Origin of the sequence: Pseudomonas japonica, assembly GCF_900188455.1 — a bacterium.
Classification (GTDB): Bacteria; Pseudomonadota; Gammaproteobacteria; order Pseudomonadales; family Pseudomonadaceae; genus Aquipseudomonas; species Aquipseudomonas japonica.
Genome location: NZ_FZOL01000008.1, coordinates 51779 through 72025 on the forward strand (window position 1 = coordinate 51779; position 20247 = coordinate 72025).

Consider the following 20247-nt stretch of genomic DNA (forward strand, 5'->3'; position numbering starts at 1 on the left):
AGAACCGCGCAGCGGCGACCGGGCACCCTGTGCAGCCCGGGTGCGCGGTCGTATCATCGAACACCGGTACATTCCAGCAGCCGCCTCGGACACGACGCCCAGGGCATCGGGTAGAGGACAGGGCATGCCATTCACCTTCGACGACTATGTGCTCGATCAGCAGCGCCGCGAGCTGACCCTGCACGGCCAGGTGGTGTGCATCGGCCCGCAAGTGTTCGACCTGTTGCTGCTTCTGCTCGACAACCGCGAGCGGGTGGTCAGCAAGCACGAACTGCTGAGCACGGTGTGGGCCGGGCGCATCGTCTCCGAATCGACCATCACCAGCCATATCAACGCCCTGCGCAAGGCCATCGGCGATTCCGGGGAGCAACAGCGCCTGGTGCGCACCGTGGCGCGCAAGGGCTACCGCTTCGTCGGCGAGGTTCGCGAGGATGGCAGCGACGCGCCGGCGCCGACGCCGGACGAGCCCATGGCGCGGCATGCCCTGGTGCTGCCGGACAAACCGTCGATCAGCGTCCTGCCCTTTCACAACCTCAGCGGCGACCCCGAACAGGACTACTTCGCCGACGGCATGGTCGAGGACATCATCGCCGCCCTGTCGCGGATTCGCTGGCTGTTCGTCATCGCCCGCAACTCCAGCTTCACCTTCAAGGGACGGCCGGTCGACATCCAGCAGGTCGGTCGCGAACTGGGCGTGCGTTACGTCCTCGAAGGCAGCATCCGCAAGGCCGGCAACCGTGTGCGCATCACCGGCCAGCTGATCGATGCCAGCAGCGGCGCGCATATCTGGGCCGAGCGCTTCGAAGGCGAACTGGACGATGTCTTCGCCCTGCAGGACCGCATCGCCGAGCGCGTGGTCGGCGCCATCGCCCCGCAACTGGAGCGGGCCGAGACCGAACGGGCCAAGGGCAAGCCGACCGACAGCCTGGGCGCCTACGACTACTACCTGCGCGGCACGGCCAGGCTGTACAACGGCACCCGCGAGGCCATCGAAGAGGCGCTGCCGCTGCTGTACAAAGCCATCGAACTGGATCCGGAATACGCCTCCGCCTACGGCATGGCCGCCTGGTGCTATTTCTGGCGCAAGCTCAACGGCTGGATGCGCGACCGTCCCGGCGAAATCGCCGAAGGCGCGCGCCTGGCACGCCTGGCGGTGGCGTTCGGCCGCGACGATGCCGTGGCCCTGACCCGTGGCGGTCATGCCCTGGGCCATCTGGCCGGCGATATCGACGGCGCCATCGCCCTGCTCGACCGCGCGCGCCTGCTCAATCCCAACCTGGCTCCGGCCTGGTACCTGGGCGGCATCCTGCGTGCCCTGCGCGGCGAGACCGAGACCGCGATCGACAACCTCAACCACGCCGCGCGCCTCAGCCCGCTGGATCCGGAGATGTTCCGCATGCAGGTGGGCATGGCCCTGGCGCATTTCTTCGCCGGGCGCTACGACTGCGCGGTGAGCTGGGCGGAAAAGGCCCTGGGCAACCTGCCCAGCCTGCTGGCCGCCATCGTCCTGGTGACCGCCAGCCATGCCCACTGCGACCGCCAGCGTGAAGCGCATCAGGCCCTGGCACGCCTGCGCCAACTGGATCCGAGCCTGCGTGCCTCGCGCCTGCGCGAATGGCTGCCGATCCAGCGCGACCAGGACCTCGCCCGCCTGGCCGACGGGCTGCGCCTGGCCGGCTTGCCCGACTGAGACCGCGGCCGACCGGCCTGCTGCTTCAAGCTTTGCCAAGGCCTGCCGATACAGTCGGAACACGTACGGAAACAACGGGTATTCAGCATGACCCTCAACATTTCAGGATTGCGCATCACTGCGCCCCTTGTCGCACCCCAGGCGACGCAGAGCGTCAGCCGCGACAATGCGGCCACGGCGTCGGTCCGCGTCATCCCCAGCACCACCGTCAGCCTCGGCCAGACCGCCCGCAACGCCGACCCCAGCCTCTACACGGCGCGCGGCACCCTGGCCTCCTCGGCGACCCGCTATGCCCTGGAACAGGACAGCACGGACAAGCTCAACATCGCCCTGCTGACCGGGGTCCAGTCCGCCGCCAACAACGCGCGGTTCCAGGGCGTCGGCGCGGCCTTGCTGGAACAGCTGGTGCTCAAGGGCGGCCAGAACGTCTCGCAATCGGTATTCACCTACGCCGACGGCACGCAGCCCAGCACCGAGGCCTTGAAACTGCAGGCCGACAAGCTGCGCCAGGAACCCACCAACGCCATCAGCCTGAGCCTGACCACCGCCTCCGGGGCCACGGTGCGCCTGTCCCTGGCCAGCAGCGACGAGGGGCTGGCGGTCAGCGCCGAGGTGCTCGACGGCGAACTCGACAGCCGTCAGCTCAGCGGCCTCGCCGACCTGGCCGGCAGCTTCCAGGCGGCGATCAACGGCCTGACCGAGGAGCCGCCGAAACTCAAGCTCGGTAGCCTGGTCAAGCTCGACCCGGCGCTGTTCAGCTCGCTGAAAATGGACGCGCGCCTGCAGACCGCCAGTGGCGAGCCGCAGACCTTCGCCCTGAACATCAGCGACAGCGCCCGCTCGCTGAACGTCAACGGCCCGTCCGGCAACCTCGAACTCAACCTCGATACCCGCGATGCCTCGCTGCTCGGCAATGCCAGCCAGCGCCAGGCGGCTGTACGCAACTACCTCGGCCAGTTCGATGCCGCGCAGGCACGGGGCAAGGGCGACAAGGAGCTGATGGGGCTGTTCAAGGACGCCTTCGTCCAGCTCAACGGTGCCGACGACGACCGTGCCTCGGACACGGGTGGCAAGGTGCTGACCGGCAACGACCGGGTCCTGCTCAGCGGCCTGGCGGACTTCACCGCCAAGGTCGGCAAGGCCGAGCAGACGGTCAATCCGCTGCGGCTGACGGAGACCGACCGCTTCGACTACGAGGTGTCGCAGACCACCAAGGTCAACGGTACTGCCCTGTCGAGCCGTTCGGTGCAGCAGGACCAGCAGTCACGCCTGAGCGCCGCCTGGCATGAAGGCCTCAACCCGCTGGTGCCCCTGGCGCTCGGCACCGACTTCAAGTCGCAGAACTACCGCTACCACGAGATCGACGACCGCGCGAGCAGCAGCACACGCCTTGCGTACAACAAGGACAACAAGCTGGTGGAAGCCAGCGCCAGCCAGCAGGCCAGCCAGAACGAGCGGGTTCGCACCTATGTGGATGGCGTGCTGAGCGATGACGTGAACACGCCGCGCTCGACCGCGCAGAGCCGCAACCTGCTGGGCTTGATCGACGGCGCCTTCCAGCGCGAACGGACCTCGTTGCGCGAGCGTGGGGTGTCGATCCTGGAAGCCGAGCTGGCGAGCAAGCGTGAAAGCTGGTTGCTGCAGGCAGATCCGAGCGGAATCAGGCGCTGACCGCCTGATCTCACGCTGAACTCCCGTAGGAGCTGGCTTGCCTGCGAAAGGACTGCGAAGCAGGCCCAATCGAGTCGTTACCCATTTGGGACCGCTGCGCGGTCCTTTCGCAGGCAAGCCAGCTCCTACGGGGATTGCTGACAACCTGCAGCGCCTTGAGCGCCCACACGACCCGCCCTGGTCCTTGAAGGCGTGACTCAGCCCTGTTCAACGACGGCGGACGTCCGCGAAGCACGCTGCATGACCAGGGTCAGCAGCAGCGCCGCGGCGGCGATGGCGGCGGCGAGCCAGAGGTTGGCGAGCAGGCTCACGCCATCCACCATGCTGCCCCCCAGCAACGAGCCCAGGCCGATGGCGGCGTTGAACACCGCCACGTACAGCGCGGTGGCAACCTCGATGGCCCGTGGCGCGGCGTGCATCACCCAGGTCATCAGGCCCACGGACACACCGCCGTAGGCCAGTCCCCAGCCCAGCAGCAACAGGGCGCCGCCGAGGTTGGAGTGACCGAGACTGGCGAACAGCAGCGGCGTCAGCAGCAGCCCCAGGGCAATGCAGGTCAGTACCCGTGCCGGTTGGCGGGCGGCACGGGTGCCGCTGAGGAAATTGCCGACGATACCGGCGATGCCGTAGCCCAGCAGCAACACACCGATCCATTGCCCGTCGAAGCCGGAGAACGACGACAGCAACGGGCGGACGAAGGTGAAGGCCATGAAGTGGCTGACCACCAGCAACAGGGTCAATACCAGGCCGGCGAGCAACGCGCGATTGCCCAGTTGCTCGACGAACTGGCGCAACGTCGCCGAGCCGCTGACCGGCAGCGGCGGCACTACGGCGAGGAACAGCAGCAGCACTGCCACGCTGAACCCGGCCATGGCGGCGAAGGCCCAGCGCCAGCCGGCAAAATCACCCACCAGCGCGCCCAGCGGCACCCCCAGCACGGAGGCAGCGGCCACACCGCCGAAGATGATCGAAGTCGCCAGCCCCAGCGAACGCGCCTCCACCAGGCGCACCGCCAGGCCGCCGGCGATGGCCCAGGTGCCACCGATGCAGAAACCGACCAGCACCCGCGCGGCCAGCATCCAGTGCCAGGTCGGTGCCAGGGCCGACGCCAGGTTGGCCAGGACCAGCAGACCCAGCAACACCGCGAGGATGACGCGCCGGTCCGTGCCGCCGGCACCGATCACCACCAGCGGGGCGAACAGCGCGGCCAGCAAGGCGGGCAGCGAGAGCATCAGGCCGGCCGTGCCCAGGGAGGTGTCGAGTGCTTCGGCGACGGGGTTGAGCAGCCCGACCGGGAGCATTTCCGTGGTCACTACGGAGAAGATGGTGAGGGCGACGGCGGCGACTGCCAGCCAGGGGTTGCGCGGGGACGTTGATGGCGTCATGACTCGGTCCTTGAATCGGCAGGATGGGATACGCCGGGGAGTCTGCTGGTCTGCGGGCGCATAGGGAAATGATTGAATTGCATAGGGGGTATCGACGCTGTCGATGGGGCGAAAGGATCCGAGCCAGGCGGCGCCCTTGAGATCGCATCGCGGGCAACGCCCGCTCCCACAGGGGCCAAGGTCAGCCTTGAAAAAGCACTTCGGCAATACCCGGCGAGGTCACTGGCACACCGCGAAATCCGGGCTGGGTACTGGCCCTGTGGGAGCTGGCTTGCCAGCGATGAGGCCCTGGAAGTCACCGGTGGAGTCAGCTGAATTCACCGGTGTCTGGATAGGCCAATCGCTGGCAAGCCAGCTCCCACACGGTCCTGCGCCAAACCTCGCTATCGAGCACGACACGGAACCTTGTGGCTGGCCGGGCGGCGCCCGATTCCACGGCACAAAGATGGCAAATTGACACCCTCCTCCGCCCAAGGCTACGCTCACCCGCTGGCCCGCCACGAACCCACTCCGCCATGACCCCGCGCGACCAGCTCCACCGAGACGGCTACATCCTCCTGCGCCAGGCCATCCCCGACGCCTGGCTGGACACCTTGCGCGCCACCTTCGATGCCGGCGCCAGGCCCTCGGACCAATGGTCGACCCCACGTGGCAAGGACTGGCTTCATTCGCAACTGGATACCGACCCCACCATCCAGCAGGTGTGCCGCTTGCCCCAGGTGCTGGCGGCGGTCGGCGAGCTGATCGGCGAGCGCTTCTTCATCTCCCAGATAGACGGCCGCGACCCCCTGGCCGGAGGGGGCCACCAGCAACTGCACCGCGACCTGTCGATACAACGACCGGGCGACATCGCCAACGCCCTGGTCTTCTTCGATGACTACGGCCCGCAGAACGGCGCGACGCGCCTCATACCCGGCAGTCATCGCCCCGCCCCGGAAGCCCCGCCCTGCGATTTCAGCGACGAGTCCGGGGTCATCCAGCTCAGCGGCTCGGCGGGCGACATCCTGGTGTTCGATGTCGACCTGATCCACGCCGGCAGCCTGAACCTCTCCGGCGCACGCCGACGCTCCATCCTGGTCGGCTACTTCTCCGAGCCCCTGTATGCCTCGCACCTGGAAACGGTGACCTTGCGCAATATCCACATGGACACCAGCGAACGCTTCGAACCCGCGGATTTCGCCTTTCTCTGAAACCCCTGCCCCACGCAAGGATGCCTCGAACATGGAAACCTTCTTCAGCACGATCAGCGAGCGCCTGCACGATCGCCGCTTCGTCACCACCCACAACGCTCAGGGACTCTCCAACGCCAGCACGGTGTTTCACTACCAGGTCGCCGGCAACGATATCTTCGGCACCTATCAGGGCGGGCACATCCGCCTGGGGCACCAGGTCGGCCGCGCCACCGGCCCCGACAGCATCGAACTGCTCTTTCACTGCCTGACCGGCAATGGCGAAATGCTCGCCGGCTGGTCCCGTGGCAAGGTCGGCGTGGATGCTGACGGGCGCACCACGCTGAGTTTCGTCTGGGGCTGGTTGTCGGGCGCCAGCGGTGGCGGCGAGTCCCATTACGTCGAGGCGCGCGACTGATCGCCAGCGGCTAGCCGCGCGCGGGCCAAACATGCTCCAATCGCGCCCCCCAATCCCGAGGCCTCCGTCCCCATGTCCCAAGCCACCGACGACTCCTTCTACGACCGCGCCGACGCCCATATCGCCCTGGCCAACCAGCAGATCGACAGCCTCCAGGACCTGGGCAAGGTCAGCGCCTCGATGACCTTCGGCGCCAGTCGCTTCAACGCCTGGATGAGCGCGCGCAGCTTCAAGTCCGCCGACGAGATGGCCGCGGCGCGGGAGGAGTTGCTGAAGTACTTCTGCGAGCAGTACCGGATGATGCTGGAAGACAACCTCGACGATCACATCCAGCATTTCGACCGCTACAGGCTCGGCAAGCAGGACTGATCGCAAGCGCTCCACGAACCTGTCGAATCTTTCATCAAACCCGCCCTCCGCGGCCTGCGCGGCGGCTCTGCACTGCGCGTGTGAAAGGCAAAGCGCAGCGCTTGACCCAGCACTTTCACGGGCGTAAGGTGCGCCGCAATTTCTCATCACACAGGAGTCCTGCCTTGGACAGTTGCCCCAGTCGATTGCGACAGGTCTGAACAGCGAGCACGTCCGGCAGCCTTTCTCCTGCCACTGTCTCGCTGATCACAGCGGACAGTGGCGATCCGCATCCCGCCCGGGATGACGCATCCCCATTCTCCCTCCCCGCTTCCCCTGGCCGCACGCGCGCGGCCTGGCGACGCCCGGTGACCTTTCGCCATCCGGAACCCGAATTCGCGCCGGTCGACGACCTGCGTCAGCACCGGCCCCTGGCCGGAGAAAGAGGTGAATCATGGATTGGAAAGTCTTTCTGCTGCGCGCCGCCGCAGCCCTCGCCCTCGGTGCCCTGATCGGCGCCGAACGGCAACTGCGTCAGCGCCTCACCGGCCTGCGCACCAACGCCCTGGTCAGCACCGGCGCCTGCCTGTTCGTGCTGATGACCCAGAGCGTGCCCGGCCTGGCCAGCGACGCCTCGCGCATCGCCGCCTACGTGGTCTCCGGTATCGGTTTCCTCGGCGGTGGCGTGATCATGCGCGACGGCCTCAACGTGCGCGGCCTCAACACCGCCGCCACCCTGTGGTGCACCGCCGCCATCGGCGTGCTGTGCAGCATGGGCCTGCTGCTGGAGGCGGCGCTGGGCAGCCTGGTGGTGCTCTGCGCCAACATCCTCCTGCGCGATATCGCCCAGCGCCTGAACCATCAGGACGTGGTGCCCGCCAGCGAGTCCGAACAGCGCTACAGCGTCGAGATCGTCTGCCGCGCCGAGGATGAAATCCAGGTGCGCAGCCTGATGCTGCACAGCTTCGACGGCGCCAGCCTGCGCCTGCAGTCGCTGCACAGCGAAGACCAGGCCAACCCGATCAAGCTGGAGGTACGCGCCGAACTGCTTGGCAATCACGACGCCACCAGCCAGCTGGAACGCCTGGTCAGCCGCATCAGCCTGGAAAAAGGCGTCAGCTCGGTGCGCTGGCAAGTGTTCGAAGCGGTCACTGACTGATGGGCATGGGCATGGGTATCTACACAACGCTGAGCGTCTGGCAGGAAAGCGCGTCAGGGGCGCCGGGGGTTCGCCTCAAGATGTGCAGCGCCCTCAAGATCGAGCGCCGCCCGCGCGGCGCTTCGCGAGCAAGCTCGCTCCCACAGTCTGTTGCAACGCGCCATGGCCTGTGGGATTTGAGTTGCCAGCCTTTGGCGCCTGGCGATCTATCGTGGGAAAGCTTTTGGGGTCGACGCAATACCGCGTCGTACACACAAGGCGTTCAACCATGGCCTGTCAGGCATAGGTTCGTTGCAACAAACTGTGGGAGCGAGCTTGCTCGCGAAGCGCCGCGCGGGCGGCGCTCGATCTTGAGGGTGCTACACATCTTGAGCCGAACACCTCGCGGCCCTGATGCGATTTGCTGCCAGGCACTCAGCGCTGTGTAAATCCCCATACAGAGATGACACCGACAACAACACAGCCGAACAAAAGCGCGCAGCAGTTCCCAGCCACCCCGCTTTTCGGCAACATGGCCCCACCCTCTCCGCCCGCCCGGTCCCGCCATGACCTACCTCTACTCGCTCCTGCTGATCACCGGCATCTACCTGGCGGTCCTCGCCAGCCCCGGTCCGAACTTCTTCATCCTCAGCCAGATGGCCCTGGCCCAACGCCGTCGCGACGCGCGCTATGTCGCCTTCGGCATCGGCACCGGCTCGGTATTCTGGGTCATCGTCTCGATCGCCGGCCTGGCCACGCTGCTGGCGCAGCACCCCTGGCTGTCCTCGGCGGTGCGCCTGCTCGGCGCCAGCTACCTGGTCTGGTACGGTGCGCGCCTGCTCTGGTCGGCATTCCATCCTACACCCCGCGGCGGCCCCATCGAGCAGCCACACCTGGACGGCTCACGCCTGGCCGCCTTCCGTACCGGCCTGCTGACCTGCATCACCAACCCCAAGGGCGCGGCCTTCTGGACCAGCGCCTTCGCCGCGATCTTCCCGAGCCATCCGCCGCTGTGGTTCTACGCCGCCACCGTGGTGCTGATCGGCGTGCTCTCGTTCGGCTGGCATGTCGGCCTGGGCATGGTCTTCGGCACCTCGCACCTGCGCGGCCTGTACCTGCGCATCGAGCGCTGGATCAACGGCTGCGCCGGCGGCGCGCTGGTGGCGCTGGGGCTGCAGCGGATGTTCAGTCGCTGACGCCGAGGTCCCTGGACAAGGTGTGACATCGAGGCAGGGCAGCAAGCAGGCTCAGGCGCGATGTCGACTGATCGCCAGCCCCTCCTCCTCATCCGGGACTTCGAAGTAGCGGGTGATCAAGTCGAACTCGGCATCGGTGGCGGCGAACTCATATTCGCCGCGGGCATTGCGTGCATGCAGGCGGGCGCGGCAGGTGGCGTCGTCGACATCGAGGTGATGCAGGCGATGAGGAACCTCGGCAGCTTCGGCGAGGCCGCGCAGCCATTGCCGGGCAGCGCGGGTGTTGGCCGGAAAGTCGAGGACCAGCGTGACCCTGGCGCGCAGCAGGTCGATGACCAGGGGGCCGACCACTTCCTGTACGCGCCGGGCGCATTTCACATAGTCGCTCACAGAGCCGATCTCGCCGGGATACAGGCGGGCCAGCCACTGGTCTTCGCTGAGCAGCAGCGCCGAATGCTCGGCGACCAGGTTGCGGGCCAGGGTGGATTTGCCGGCGGCGATCTTGCCGCAGAGCAGGTGCAGTGTGGGTGGGATCATCGGGCAACGTCCTGTTTGTCGGTACGAACGACGCGGTACCTGTAGGAGCGGATTCATCCGCGATTGGGCGCGAAGCGGCCATGAAACCTGAGTGCACGGTGTGTCAGGCAAACCCGGGACTCAGCCTCTACGACGGCTGCGCCGCCGTTCGCGTGGTACGGCATTCCGGCTAAAGCCGCATCCAATTACAGGTTCCGCGTACACCGTCCTCAGCGGTTCACAACACCCCCAGCAACGTCCACAACCGCCGCGCTTCCGCGTCGGACTCGATCAGCTCGGCCAGCAGGTCGCGCAGCGGTTTGTTGCCCCACTCCACGCCGCGGCGAATCAGGTACGGCACCGGGCTGTGCGGTTCGGTGCGGGCCAGGTAGTCGGCGATCACCAGCAACTGGCGATAGGCTTCGTCACGGGTACGCGGTTCGGCGAAGGGCTGGCGGCTTTCCACGAATGCGGGCACGTCCATCGATTGCGAATTCTCCTGTTGCGATTGCACCACCGCCGGCGCTTCGGGCTCGGTCGGCAGCAGTTGCGGCGGATGCAGGGCGATGAACTCGCGCACGGTTTCTTCCAGATGCTGCAAGGTCCGCCGCAGGTCGGCGAAGCCGGGCGCATCATCCCCCAGGTTGCGGTCGCACCAGCCATCCAGCAGGACCAGTTGCGCCTGCGCCGTGGCGATGGTCTTGACCCCCTGCAACCACCAGGTCACCGGGGTGTTGCGGGCCAGCTCGGTGACCTTCTTCTGCAACGCCTGGGCCGCCTCGGCGGCGGCCTTGGCCGGCTTGCTGTCGTTGACCGGCACCTGGCGCCGTTTCATCTGCGACCACTGGTACAGGCTGAAGCCATCCAGGTCCGGCGGCGATTCAGGGAACAGCTGCACGCGAGTCAACAGCACCTGATCGTAACGCCGGGCCATCCACGCCAACGGCGCCGCGCGCCAGGCCAGGTCGCCGTCCTCGGGCTGCGGATGGAGGTCGTCGGGGAAGCGTTCGCACAGCCCGCCGATCAGGGCCAGGGCATCGGTGATGCCCTTGAATCCTTCACGGTGCAGCCAGGCCTCGCCCAGCCAGATGGCGATCATCAGTTCCTTGCTGCGCTCCTGCAGCACCTGCGTGGCCAGACGCTCGACGCCTGCCCAGTCGGCGCGCTTGACCTCGCTGGTGGACCAGACACCGGTGGGCAGGCTGGTGTCGTCCTCGCGGCGCAGGTCTTCGAGGCGATCGAAGACGGCGTCGTAACGCATGCTCTTGCCGCAGGGCAATTCGCCGGGAATCGGTTCGAGCAGTTGGCTGACCCGCTGGGAAAAGCCGGGTGTGGTCATGGGTAATCTCCTGAATCGGCCACCGAACGCGGTGCGTAGCCGAACGGTGAATGCGGTGCCTGTACCGGCAACGGGTGAATGGACAGCGGTGCCTTGCCGCCCTGACTCATCAGCGACAGGCGCAGGAACATCTGGGTCTGGTTGTCTTCCTCCGGCTGGGCGTGCACCGGCACCTCCAGGCTCAACGGGAATTCGGTGTAGTCGACGTTGGGCTGGCGCAGCATCGAGCTGTGCGCGGCCATCATCCGCAGCAGCGCCCAAGGGCCCTGGTACTGCCACTCGGCCTCCAGGCCACTGACGTGCAGTTGCTGCTGCAACGGATCGTTGACCGGCCGCTGGGTGCCGTCACGGGCCCAGCGCAGACGCAGACTCAGCGGCTGGCCGACGCTCCAGTGCAGGACCTGCTCGTCGCCCGGCCAGGCGATTTCACGCACGCCGCTGCCGAGGGTCCAGGCGATCACCTGGTCGGCGCCGCGCTCGCTGTCGCGGTCGGTGCGCCAGGTCACCTCCAGGTCGATCCCCGACAGCCCCGCCTTGTCGCGCACCAGCATGGCCCCCAGCCACGGCCGCGCCTGGGCGATGCGGTCGAGGAACTCGCCGGCCGCCGCGCGCTCGCGCAGGGTCAGCAGGCCAAGGCCATCGCGGGCCTGGGCCAGGCGGTTGTCGATCAGCGTGAGGAAGTACTGCACCCGCGCCGGATCGGCGTCCGGCGCATGACGGTCGAGGGCGAACGGGAAGCGCCCGGCCAGGTACTGGTTGAAATAGCCGGCCAGGTCGTTCCAGGCACTCGCTACCGCCTGGCGCTGGAGCCACTGGCAACGCTGCAGGGCCGCCTGCTGCAGGCTGACCCAGCGCTGGGTCAACTGCCCGGTGGCATGCGGGGCAGTGGCCGAACCGAGGATCTTCAGACAGTTGCTCTGGTCCATGTCGTTGAAGTCGCGAACGATCAGCTGGGTGATCAGCGCCGGCGAGCTGGACGGGTTCTGCCCCTTGTACTTGACCATCTCCTCGCCGAGGGAGTTGAAGCGGCTGACCAGCTCCGACTCGGTGAGGTTGAGGTTGGCCAACTGGGTCATCAGCCAATCCTTGGCCGGCGCCGACTCCTCGGTGATCGCGGTGATCACGGCGAACTGCTGGTCCAGGCTGCTCCTCAGGTCCTGCGCATCGATCGCGCGGAACAGGCGCAGGCCGAACTCCTTCGAGCCGTCCCACTGGTTGATGTCGGCGCGATCACGGAACATCGGCTGCTGGAACACTTCGTCGATGGCCTGTGAAACGTCGGCCAGGGCGCTCTGGTTGAGCGCACCCTGCAGACCGCTGGCCAGGTCCGGGCGCTGCAACTGGACAAAGGCGCGATGCACGGCCAGGGCCTGGTCGGTACGCACCTGGAAGCTCGGCGCGCTGAGCAGCTGGCGTTCCGCGGTCTGCCGGTTGAGGCTGGCCCACATGGCATCGCCGGCGGTGTTCTCGGCGGTCTTGAGCAGCGCGTTGCGGTATACCGGGGGAATGCCCGAGAGGGATTCGTGGGCATACTGCTTGTAGCTGTCGTAGTAACTCTGGGCCAGGCGCAGCCCTTCGCTGTCGACATGGGTCAGTTGCGCCGCATCGCCCAGCGGCTCTTCGCGCAGAGCCCGGGCGACGAAATCACGCTTGAGCAGCAGGTTGATCGCACTCTGCAGGTGGAGGATGCGCTCCTGCAACGACAGCTGGCCGGTGCTGCTCTGCACCAGCAGGTGCTTGCTCGCCCCGCCCTGGGCGACCCACTGGTCCTTGAAGCGATACTGCAGCTGCTCGGCCACGCGCTCGGTTTCATCGGCGATGGCCGGCCCCAGCAGCTTGCTCTGGCGGACCTTTTCCAGCATCTCGCCGTAACCGGCGACCAGGTCCTGGCCCTTGCCGCGGCTCCAGGTGGCGTTGGTCAGGTCGATGGAGGCCTGCAGGTCCTCGATCAGCGCGTCCATGTGCTCCAGTTCGCGCAGGGTCTGCCCCGAACCGTTCTCCAGGCGGTCGAGGTACAGCTTCAGGTAGCCGGCCGAGGTGACATAGCCATCGGTGCGGAAGTAATGCCCCAGCCAGGTTTCCATCAGCTGGTTGAAGCTGGCCTGGATCGCGCTGCGGTGCAGCGACAGGTCGATCGGCTTGAGCGGGCTGATGCCCTGGTTGACCAGCAGGCGGTTGTAGTACTTCTCGTTGGGCAGGGTGCCGACGTTGAGGTTCATGTCCAGGGTCTGGTTGCTCAGCGGAATCAGCTGGTCCAGCGGACTCTTCTGGTTGGCCTGGGCCTGGGCGTAGAGCGTGGCCGCCTGCTCCAGGCGCAGCGTCTTGTCCACCAGTTCGCGGGCCTTGAGGTAGCTCGGCCACTGCGCCGGATCGCCGCCCTGGGGGGCGCTGCCGCGCCGGCCGGCTTCGCCGAGGGCGAGGACATCGCGCAGTTCGGCCTGCAGCAGATTGTGGATCGGCTGGTTCATATGGCTCATGGCGGTGTGCTGCAGCACCTGGTCCATCTGCCCGTCCAGCGAGGAGAACCACGAGGTCGGGTAGGCCAGCGAGGTGAAGTGCCAGCGCGGCGCGCGTTCGAGCACGTTCCAGAAACTCTGCACGTTGTGCCGGGTCAGTTCCTGGCGATGGCTGTCGTCGCTGATGGCGACGTAGTCGTTCTGCGCGTTCTGCAGCAGCCGCGACAACTCGCCGGCATCGCGCAGCGAATCGCGCCAGACCCAGACCATGGCGATGGCCCAGATCACCCCGACCAGCGCGGCGCTGAACGCGGCGACACGCTGCCAGCGCTGGCGCAGTTGCAGCAGACGCGGAATCGGCCGGGCCAGGCCGCGCTCGGCATTGATGCGCTGCTGCCACAGACCCTGGGCGAAGACGTTCTGCAGCGGCGGCTGGTCCAGCGCGGTGAAGCTGTCGGCCGCGCCGGCGATGGCCTGGGCGCCGGTGAAATACAGGCCGCGCAAGGCCGGCGCCTCGCCGTGGGTATTGCCCTGGAACACCGGCCAGAGCAGCATCTGCAGGTTGCGCCGCATGCCATCGAAACGCTGCGGCAGGGTGTCCAGGTCGCCGCTCAACTGCCCGGACAGGGTGCCCATCTGCACGATGGCTTCGGACAGCGCGTAGGTGATGCCATCCAGCGCATCGTCGGTCCACTGCGACTGCCAGGCGGCATCCGCGGCGAACGGCGACGACCAGCCGAGCACCTGCCGGCGTGCCTCCTCCGGCAGGGCCCGGGCCAGTTCCTGGAAGCCCGGCACTTCGTCCATGCCGGTGATCACCACATACACCGGCAGGCTGATGCCCAGGCGCTGCAGCAGATCGATGAAGCGCCGCCGCGCGTCCAGGCCAAGGGTGGCGGCGCGGTCGGGATCGAGCAGGTCGGCGGCGGCGACGGTCCAGACCACTCCGTCCAGCGGCCGCCGCGCGCGCAGGCGCAACAGCAGGCTGATCAGGTTCCACCAGCCACTGGACTGCTTCATGCCCTCGCCGGGCATGAACAACGCCTGCGGCACCACCAGCACGGCGCCGCTGGGGTCGGCCCACCAGCGGCCGAACCAGGCCGGTTTGTCCACCGGGTTGAGGTTCCAGCTGGCGCACAGGCGCTTGCCCTCGACCTCGTCGCCGAGCATCAGCAGCCAGGGCGCCTGGTAGCGATCGCTGACCCCCTGTTCGTGTTCCATCTGGCGCACGGCCAGGTAGAAACTGCGCACCGCCGCGCCATTGCGATTGCGCAGCCAGAGCACCAGCAGCAGGACGATCAGCAGGACAACGACGAGGCCCACCACCCAGGCCAGCATGGACAGGCTCATGAGCTGCGCTCCTGGATCTGGAACGGCGTCGCCAGGTGCAGCACCGGCGACAGTTCCTGGCCGATATCACGCCAGAACAGATGACCGACGCCGATCAGCAGCAGGGCCACACCCAGCACCAGCAGCCCCAGGCGCAACCCGTCGCCGAGGGTTTCCCGCATCGGCGACTGCTGCGGCGCCTTGCTGGCCGGCTCGGCCAGCAAGGCGCTGACGTTGGCGTAGTCGGGGTCGCGCTGGCGAGTGAAGTTGAACAGTGCGTAGCGCCACTTGGCATGCAGCGCCTCGCCAGCGGGGCCGCGCAGGCGACCACGGAAGCCAAGGATCATGCACAGCAGGTAGACATTGCCCAGGTCATGGCTGGTGGGCGCCTGCTCGTCCAGCAGGCGCTTGATCTCCACCGGCAGGCGATCACCGGCCTGGCGGCTGGCATACAGGCGCAGCTCCAGCGGTCGTTCCTGCCAGGCCGGCTGGCCGGGCCAGTCGGCGAACAGCAGGGTCTCGTCGACCAGGGCGACGAAGGCATAGACCATCGACTTGATCTGCAGCGGCGCGGAATCACCGACACTGGCGAAGGCCGTGCGCCACAGGCGACGGGTCGCGGCGGTGGACAGCTCGACCACCTGGTCGAGCAGTTTGTCGGTGTCCTCGGCGCGCTTGTCCAGCTCGTCCCAGGCCTGCGCCCAGTCTTGCCAGACCTCGCGAAAGGCGCTGGTCAGCGGCGCATCCTGCACGCCGCGAAAGCGCGAGACAGCAATCCCTTCTGGCATAGGCTTCCCTACCCTTGTCAGGCATCTTGTTGTTCGTGGTTGTCATCGATCAGCAGGACGATCTGCCAGGGCCGGAACGTCTCCCCGCCCGCCGCCGATACGATCTGCAACGGCAGTTGCGGATCGAAGCTCTTGCCATCGGCCTCGATGACGAACAGGCAGGTGTCGTCGCCAACGCCGTAGGCGACCTGGTCCTTGCGGCTCATGGGCATGTGCCCCAGGCCCGGACTGCGCTGGCGAGCCAGGTCGGGAACATGAGCGGCGGAGGCGATGATGGTGCGTCCCAGCCACAGGCTGGCGTCCTGTTCCGGCGAACCGGCCGGCATGCGCAGGCCGATGACCAGTTGCTGGCTGGCCTCGCGGGACGGCAGCTGGATCTCGTAGACATTGCCCTTCTGTTCGAACGGCACACTGCGAAAGCCCAGGCGCAGGTTGCCCAGCACCCGCTCCATCCAGCGCAGCACTTCGTCGAAGCCGCGGTACAGGTCGAGGAAATCCAGCGGGGCGAAAGCCGGCACGCCCTTGATCGGGTCGAGCACCGACCAGCTCCCGGCCATGCCCAGCAGCAGCCCGTACAAACCTTGCGGCGTGGCGATGCGGCTGTTCAGCGCGCCCTCCAGTTCCGGCAGGCGCGCCCACAGCGCCGCCGACTGCCGGCGCAGTTCCAGGGCCGCGGACGGATCGCCGTCGAGCTGCACGTCGCGCAGGCGCGCGCCGAGGAACACGCACTTCTCGCGGATCATCGCGCAGAGCAGGAAGATGCGCTGGCCGAGGATCGACTCGGGGAGAATCCGCGGGGTCGGCGCGATGAAGTCGTCGCGCAGACGGTAACCGCCGTCTTCCTTGCGTACCCGCAGCAGCGGCAGGCAGATGCTGTCGCCCTTGTCGGCGTCGGTGACCAGGCGCGGGGTGGGCTTCCAGACCTTGATGCGCTCTTCGTCGAGACTGCTGTCGAGGTTGGGCACCGGCTCGCTCTCGTCGGAGCGCCAGCGACCGTCCAGGCTGCGCAGGCGCTGGCCCTGCCAGAGCGGGTTGACCGCCAGGTACACGGTCACGGTGGAGGTGCTCGACGCCGCCACCGCTTCGCCGAGGTCCAGCTCGGCCAGACCGCCCTGGGCCGGGTCGATGCTGATCGGCATGCCGTCGGGCAAGGTGGCCTCCAGGCTCAGCACCCGCAGCTTGCCGGCGACCAGCGCGGCGGGTTCATGGGTAAACCGGGAAACCCCCCAATACCAGGGGTTGGCGGCCTGGGCCAGGTGGGCCGCCATGGCCTCCGCCCGCAGCCCTTGCAGCTGAAAATGCTGGGGCAGCAATTGCATGCCTTCGTACCAGCAGACCACATCAGGTCGCACGCTCATAGGTTCCCTTGACGTCCTGTATTTGCCGTATGGCCGGCGCGACGGACAGGCCGCGCTCAGCGAATGTTCTGATCCAGCAGGGTCATCTCGCGCGCATCGAACTTGAGGCGGATGCTGCGCTGGTCTTCCAGGCGCAGGCGATGCGCCCCCGGACTCTGGTAGTTGGCGAAGGCCAGCAGCCCCACCGAGGGTTTGCCATCCAGGGGGAAAGTTGACGATTCAATCAACTGTCCCGGTACCAGTTCCATGCCCCAGACATACAAATATTGGCGGAAATCGCGCTGGTATTGATCACGACTTGCAAACCATTGTTTTGCTGTCAGTCCGGACAACTTTGCGAGCAAATCAACATCATTCACCGCAATAAAGTCGACCGCGATCGGCGCGTCGTCGTTTGCACGCAAAGCAACATCGAAGGTAACTCCCTCGACACTTACCTTGGATCCAAACAATGAGCAACCGCTCATCGGGGCGATGCCTAAAAGTACCACCAACAATCTGAAAAATATGAACTTTTTAAGATGCATGACGATCCAAGAAAAGTTTTATTTGCATTTCGGCATGCCTGTTATAGCATCCATGCCAATTCGCCACCACGACGAATTGAGGTGATTGCGGAAAACAGGATCCTCCACGCGAGAGTGTCCACTCCGCGGTCTAAGCAAGGGAATGCGATCAGTGGGAAACCGTTGCATTGCGCCCGCCTACTGCATCGGAGTCAGCCACTATGGAAGAGAGTATTCAGCACAAGCTGGACCGGGTTCGCCCGCCTCGCGTGCAGATCACTTATGACGTAGAAACCGGTAACGCCATCGAGAAAAAGGAACTGCCGCTGGTGGTTGGCATCCTCGCCGATCTCTCGGGTTCCCAGGCCAACGCGGCCAAACTTGCCGAGCGGCGCTTCGTCGAGATCGACAGCGACAACTTCGACAAAGTCCTCGATTCCATCTCCCCCAGTGTCACCGTCAACGTCAAGAACACCCTGAGCAACGACGGCAAGACCCTCAGCGCCAAGCTCGAATTCAACAAGATCGAAGACTTCGACCCGATCAACGTGGTCAAGAAGGTCGATTCCCTCAAGGTGCTGTTCGAAGCCCGCGAACGTCTGCGCGACCTGCTGACCAAGCTCGACGGCAACGACAAGCTCGACGAACTGCTCAAGGAAGTCCTGGCCAGCGCCGACAAGGACCTGGAAGCGATCAAGGCTGCCCGCTCCGGTGCCGACACGGCAAAGACCGACGCCACCCCCGATGCCAAGAACGATGACGCGGACGCCGGCGACAACCCCGAGGCGAAGACCGAGTAAGCGGTCCGACGCCTGATTCGCCTGTCCGATCATTCCATCTGCTCCCGGAGACTTCACCATGCCCGCGTCCAGCACCGAGAATCAAAGCGAAGGCAGTACCCAGACCCTGACCCTGCTCGAAAAGATCATCAAGGAAGGCCAGATCGTCCATGACGAGAGCCAGAAGATCTACGCCCAGGACATGATCGCCGAGTTCGCCAGCCAGGTCCTCGACAAGGCCCTCGCCGTCAGTCAGGGCCAGGATCCCGACACCCGCGCCCTGATCAACGACCGCATCAGCCAGATCGACAAGCTGATCAGCGCCCAGCTCAACGAAATCCTCCACGACGAAGGCTTCCAGAAGCTCGAAGCGTCCTGGCGTGGCCTGCACATGCTGGTCAGCAACACCGAGACCAGCACCCGCCTGAAACTGCGCCTGCTCAATGTCTCGCAGAACGAGCTGAGCAAGGACCTGACCCGCGCCGTTGACTTCGACCAGACCGTCCTGTTCAAGAAGATCTACGAAGAGGAATACGGCACCTTCGGTGGCTATCCGTTCAGCGTGCTGGTCGGCGACTACTTCTTCGGCCGTCACCCGCAGGACATCGCCCTGCTGCGCAAGATCTCCGAAGTCGCCGCCGCCGCCCACGCGCCGTTCATCGCCGCGGCCAGCCCGCTGCTGTTCGACATGAAGCAGTTCAACGACCTGGCCGTGCCCAAGGACCTGGCGAAGATCTTCGAAAGCCTGGAGCTGGGCCCATGGCGCGACTTCCGCGCCAGCGAAGACTCGCGCTACACCTCCCTGGTGCTGCCACGCTTCCTCCTGCGCCTGCCCTACGGCAAGGACACCCTGCCGGTGGAAGGCATGGACTTCACCGAACAGGTCGGCGATCCGGACGGCAAGCAGTACCTCTGGGGCAACGCGGCCTGGGCCCTGGCCTCGCGCATCACCGACGCCTACGCCAAGTACGGCTGGGGTGCGGCGATCCGTGGCGCCGAGAGCGGCGGCGCGCTGAGCAACCTGCCGCAGCACACCTTCAAGACCGCCTCGGGTGACCTGACCCTGAAGTGCCCGACCGAAGTGGCGATCACCGACCGTCGCGAGAAGGAGCTGAACGACCTCGGCTTCATCTCCCTGTGCCACAAGAAAAACACCGGGACCGCGGTGTTCTTCGGCGGCCAGACCACCAACAAGCCACGCACCTACAACACCAACGAGGCCAACGCCAACGCGCGGATCTCCTCGATGCTGCCGTACGTGCTGGCCTCGTCGCGCTTCGCCCACTACCTGAAGGTGATCATGCGCGACAAGGTGGGCAGCTTCATGACCCGCGACAACGTGCAGACCTACCTGAACAACTGGATCGCCGACTACGTGCTGGTCAACGACAACGCCCCGCAGGACATCAAGGCCCAGTACCCGCTGCGCGAAGCCCGCATCGACGTGTCCGAAGTACCGGGCAAGCCGGGCGCCTACCGTGCCACGGTGTTCCTGCGTCCGCACTTCCAGCTGGAAGAGCTGACCGCCTCGATCCGTCTGGTAGCCACCCTGCCACCACCGGCCGCCGCTTGACCGGAGCTCCCGCGGGTACGCCCGCGGGAGCCGTTGCCCTTCTTTTTGCCACTTTCTGACTGCAGGAGCTTCACGCGATGGATGCGATCATTCTGGACCTCGGCGACGACATCAAAGGTGACTCGCTGATCGAGGGCTACAAGGACAAGATCGAGATCATGTCCTACAGCCATAACGTCGCCATGCAGGTGACCAACGACGTCAGCAACACCGAACGGACCTCGGGCAAGCCATTCGTTGGCGAATTCACCCTGACCAAGTTCATCGATACCTCCACCCCCAACCTCAACCTGTACTGCGTCTCCGGCAAGCCGATCACCCAGGCCAAGATCACCATCGGCCGCAACGCCGCCGAGAGCAGCGGGCAGATCATGCCGTTCATCGTCTACACCCTGGACAACGTGATCCTGTCGAACCTCAGCGTCAGCGGCGGCACCGGCGGCAAGCCGGTGGAAACCATGTCGCTGAACTTCACCAAGATCAAATGGGAACTGACCACGCAGAAAGACGACGGCACCAAGGAAGGCGTGGCGGGTACCAGCTGGGACATGACCCTGAACAAGGCCGGCAGCTGAGGCCTCGTCTAGA

The 20247-nt window shown here is 66.1% G+C and carries 17 protein-coding genes; 10 read left to right on the forward strand and 7 right to left on the reverse strand.

Going from position 1 to position 20247, the window contains the following annotated elements; all coding sequences use genetic code 11:
• Nucleotides 1–124 precede the first annotated feature (124 nt).
• Together CHB99_RS11975 and CHB99_RS11980 are read left to right on the forward strand one after the other, a co-directional pair.
• The gene (locus tag CHB99_RS11975; RefSeq protein ID WP_042129324.1) at nucleotides 125–1690 is read left to right on the forward strand and encodes a winged helix-turn-helix domain-containing tetratricopeptide repeat protein; all 1566 of its coding nucleotides are present in this window, start codon (nucleotides 125–127) and stop codon (nucleotides 1688–1690) included.
• 87 nt (nucleotides 1691–1777) lie between these two features.
• On the forward strand, nucleotides 1778–3361 hold the full coding sequence (locus CHB99_RS11980; RefSeq protein WP_042129322.1) for a hypothetical protein: 1584 nt from the start codon (nucleotides 1778–1780) through the stop codon (nucleotides 3359–3361).
• Between the two features lie 197 nt (nucleotides 3362–3558).
• Here CHB99_RS11980 and CHB99_RS11985 read toward each other — a convergent pair whose 3' ends face one another.
• Nucleotides 3559–4746, reverse strand: a complete 1188-nt coding sequence (locus CHB99_RS11985; protein WP_042129319.1) for an MFS transporter — start codon at nucleotides 4744–4746, stop codon at nucleotides 3559–3561.
• A 515-nt stretch (nucleotides 4747–5261) separates the two neighbouring features.
• Here CHB99_RS11985 and CHB99_RS11990 point away from each other — a divergent pair.
• From CHB99_RS11990 to CHB99_RS12010, 5 genes are all read left to right on the forward strand, one after another.
• Entirely contained in the window at nucleotides 5262–5936 is a 675-nt protein-coding gene (locus CHB99_RS11990; RefSeq protein ID WP_042129317.1) for a phytanoyl-CoA dioxygenase family protein, read from the forward strand.
• A 31-nt stretch (nucleotides 5937–5967) separates the two neighbouring features.
• Nucleotides 5968–6333: an avidin-fold protein gene (locus CHB99_RS11995; protein ID WP_042129315.1), complete on the forward strand. Its 366-nt coding sequence runs from the start codon at nucleotides 5968–5970 to the stop codon at nucleotides 6331–6333.
• 72 nt (nucleotides 6334–6405) lie between these two features.
• On the forward strand, nucleotides 6406–6702 hold the full coding sequence (locus tag CHB99_RS12000) for a DUF3144 domain-containing protein (RefSeq protein ID WP_042129313.1): 297 nt from the start codon (nucleotides 6406–6408) through the stop codon (nucleotides 6700–6702).
• Nucleotides 6703–7135: 433 nt separating this feature from the next.
• Nucleotides 7136–7840 carry an MgtC/SapB family protein gene (locus CHB99_RS12005; RefSeq protein WP_042129311.1) on the forward strand — a complete coding sequence of 235 codons (705 nt, stop codon included), beginning with the start codon at nucleotides 7136–7138 and terminating at the stop codon, nucleotides 7838–7840.
• A gap of 545 nt (nucleotides 7841–8385) precedes the next feature.
• Nucleotides 8386–9015: a LysE family translocator gene (locus CHB99_RS12010; RefSeq protein ID WP_042129588.1), complete on the forward strand. Its 630-nt coding sequence runs from the start codon at nucleotides 8386–8388 to the stop codon at nucleotides 9013–9015.
• Between the two features lie 51 nt (nucleotides 9016–9066).
• On the opposite strand, the gene CHB99_RS12015 is transcribed toward CHB99_RS12010, so the two are convergent.
• The 6 genes from CHB99_RS12015 to CHB99_RS12040 form a co-directional block, all read right to left on the reverse strand.
• The gene (locus tag CHB99_RS12015) at nucleotides 9067–9552 is read right to left on the reverse strand and encodes a P-loop nucleotide/nucleoside kinase family protein (RefSeq protein WP_042129586.1); all 486 of its coding nucleotides are present in this window, start codon (nucleotides 9550–9552) and stop codon (nucleotides 9067–9069) included.
• A 217-nt stretch (nucleotides 9553–9769) separates the two neighbouring features.
• A complete protein-coding gene (gene tssA / locus CHB99_RS12020; protein ID WP_042129584.1) occupies nucleotides 9770–10870 on the reverse strand; it encodes a type VI secretion system protein TssA in 1101 nt (366 codons plus the stop codon).
• A complete protein-coding gene (locus tag CHB99_RS12025; RefSeq protein ID WP_042129582.1) occupies nucleotides 10867–14676 on the reverse strand; it encodes a type VI secretion protein IcmF/TssM N-terminal domain-containing protein in 3810 nt (1269 codons plus the stop codon). The genes tssA and CHB99_RS12025 overlap by 4 nt, the downstream gene beginning before the upstream one ends.
• Nucleotides 14673–15443, reverse strand: coding sequence for a DotU family type IV/VI secretion system protein (locus CHB99_RS12030; RefSeq protein WP_042129581.1), 771 nt, complete (start codon nucleotides 15441–15443; stop codon nucleotides 14673–14675). Before CHB99_RS12030 ends, CHB99_RS12025 begins: the two co-directional genes overlap by 4 nt.
• Nucleotides 15444–15460: 17 nt before the next feature.
• Nucleotides 15461–16801 (reverse strand): type VI secretion system baseplate subunit TssK, encoded by a 1341-nt coding sequence (tssK, locus tag CHB99_RS12035; protein WP_042129579.1) that lies wholly within the window; start codon nucleotides 16799–16801, stop codon nucleotides 15461–15463.
• Nucleotides 16802–16857: 56 nt separating this feature from the next.
• On the reverse strand, nucleotides 16858–17328 hold the full coding sequence (locus CHB99_RS12040) for a hypothetical protein (protein WP_042129577.1): 471 nt from the start codon (nucleotides 17326–17328) through the stop codon (nucleotides 16858–16860).
• Nucleotides 17329–17528: 200 nt separating this feature from the next.
• On the opposite strand from CHB99_RS12040, the gene tssB reads away from it, so the two are divergent.
• The 3 genes from tssB to CHB99_RS12055 all read left to right on the forward strand — a co-directional run bounded on the left by tssB (nucleotide 17529) and on the right by CHB99_RS12055 (nucleotide 20234).
• A complete protein-coding gene (tssB, locus tag CHB99_RS12045; protein WP_042129575.1) occupies nucleotides 17529–18107 on the forward strand; it encodes a type VI secretion system contractile sheath small subunit in 579 nt (192 codons plus the stop codon).
• A gap of 58 nt (nucleotides 18108–18165) precedes the next feature.
• Nucleotides 18166–19659, forward strand: coding sequence for a type VI secretion system contractile sheath large subunit (tssC, locus tag CHB99_RS12050; RefSeq protein WP_042129572.1), 1494 nt, complete (start codon nucleotides 18166–18168; stop codon nucleotides 19657–19659).
• 77 nt (nucleotides 19660–19736) lie between these two features.
• A complete protein-coding gene (locus CHB99_RS12055; protein ID WP_042129570.1) occupies nucleotides 19737–20234 on the forward strand; it encodes an Hcp family type VI secretion system effector in 498 nt (165 codons plus the stop codon).
• Nucleotides 20235–20247 lie beyond the last annotated feature (13 nt).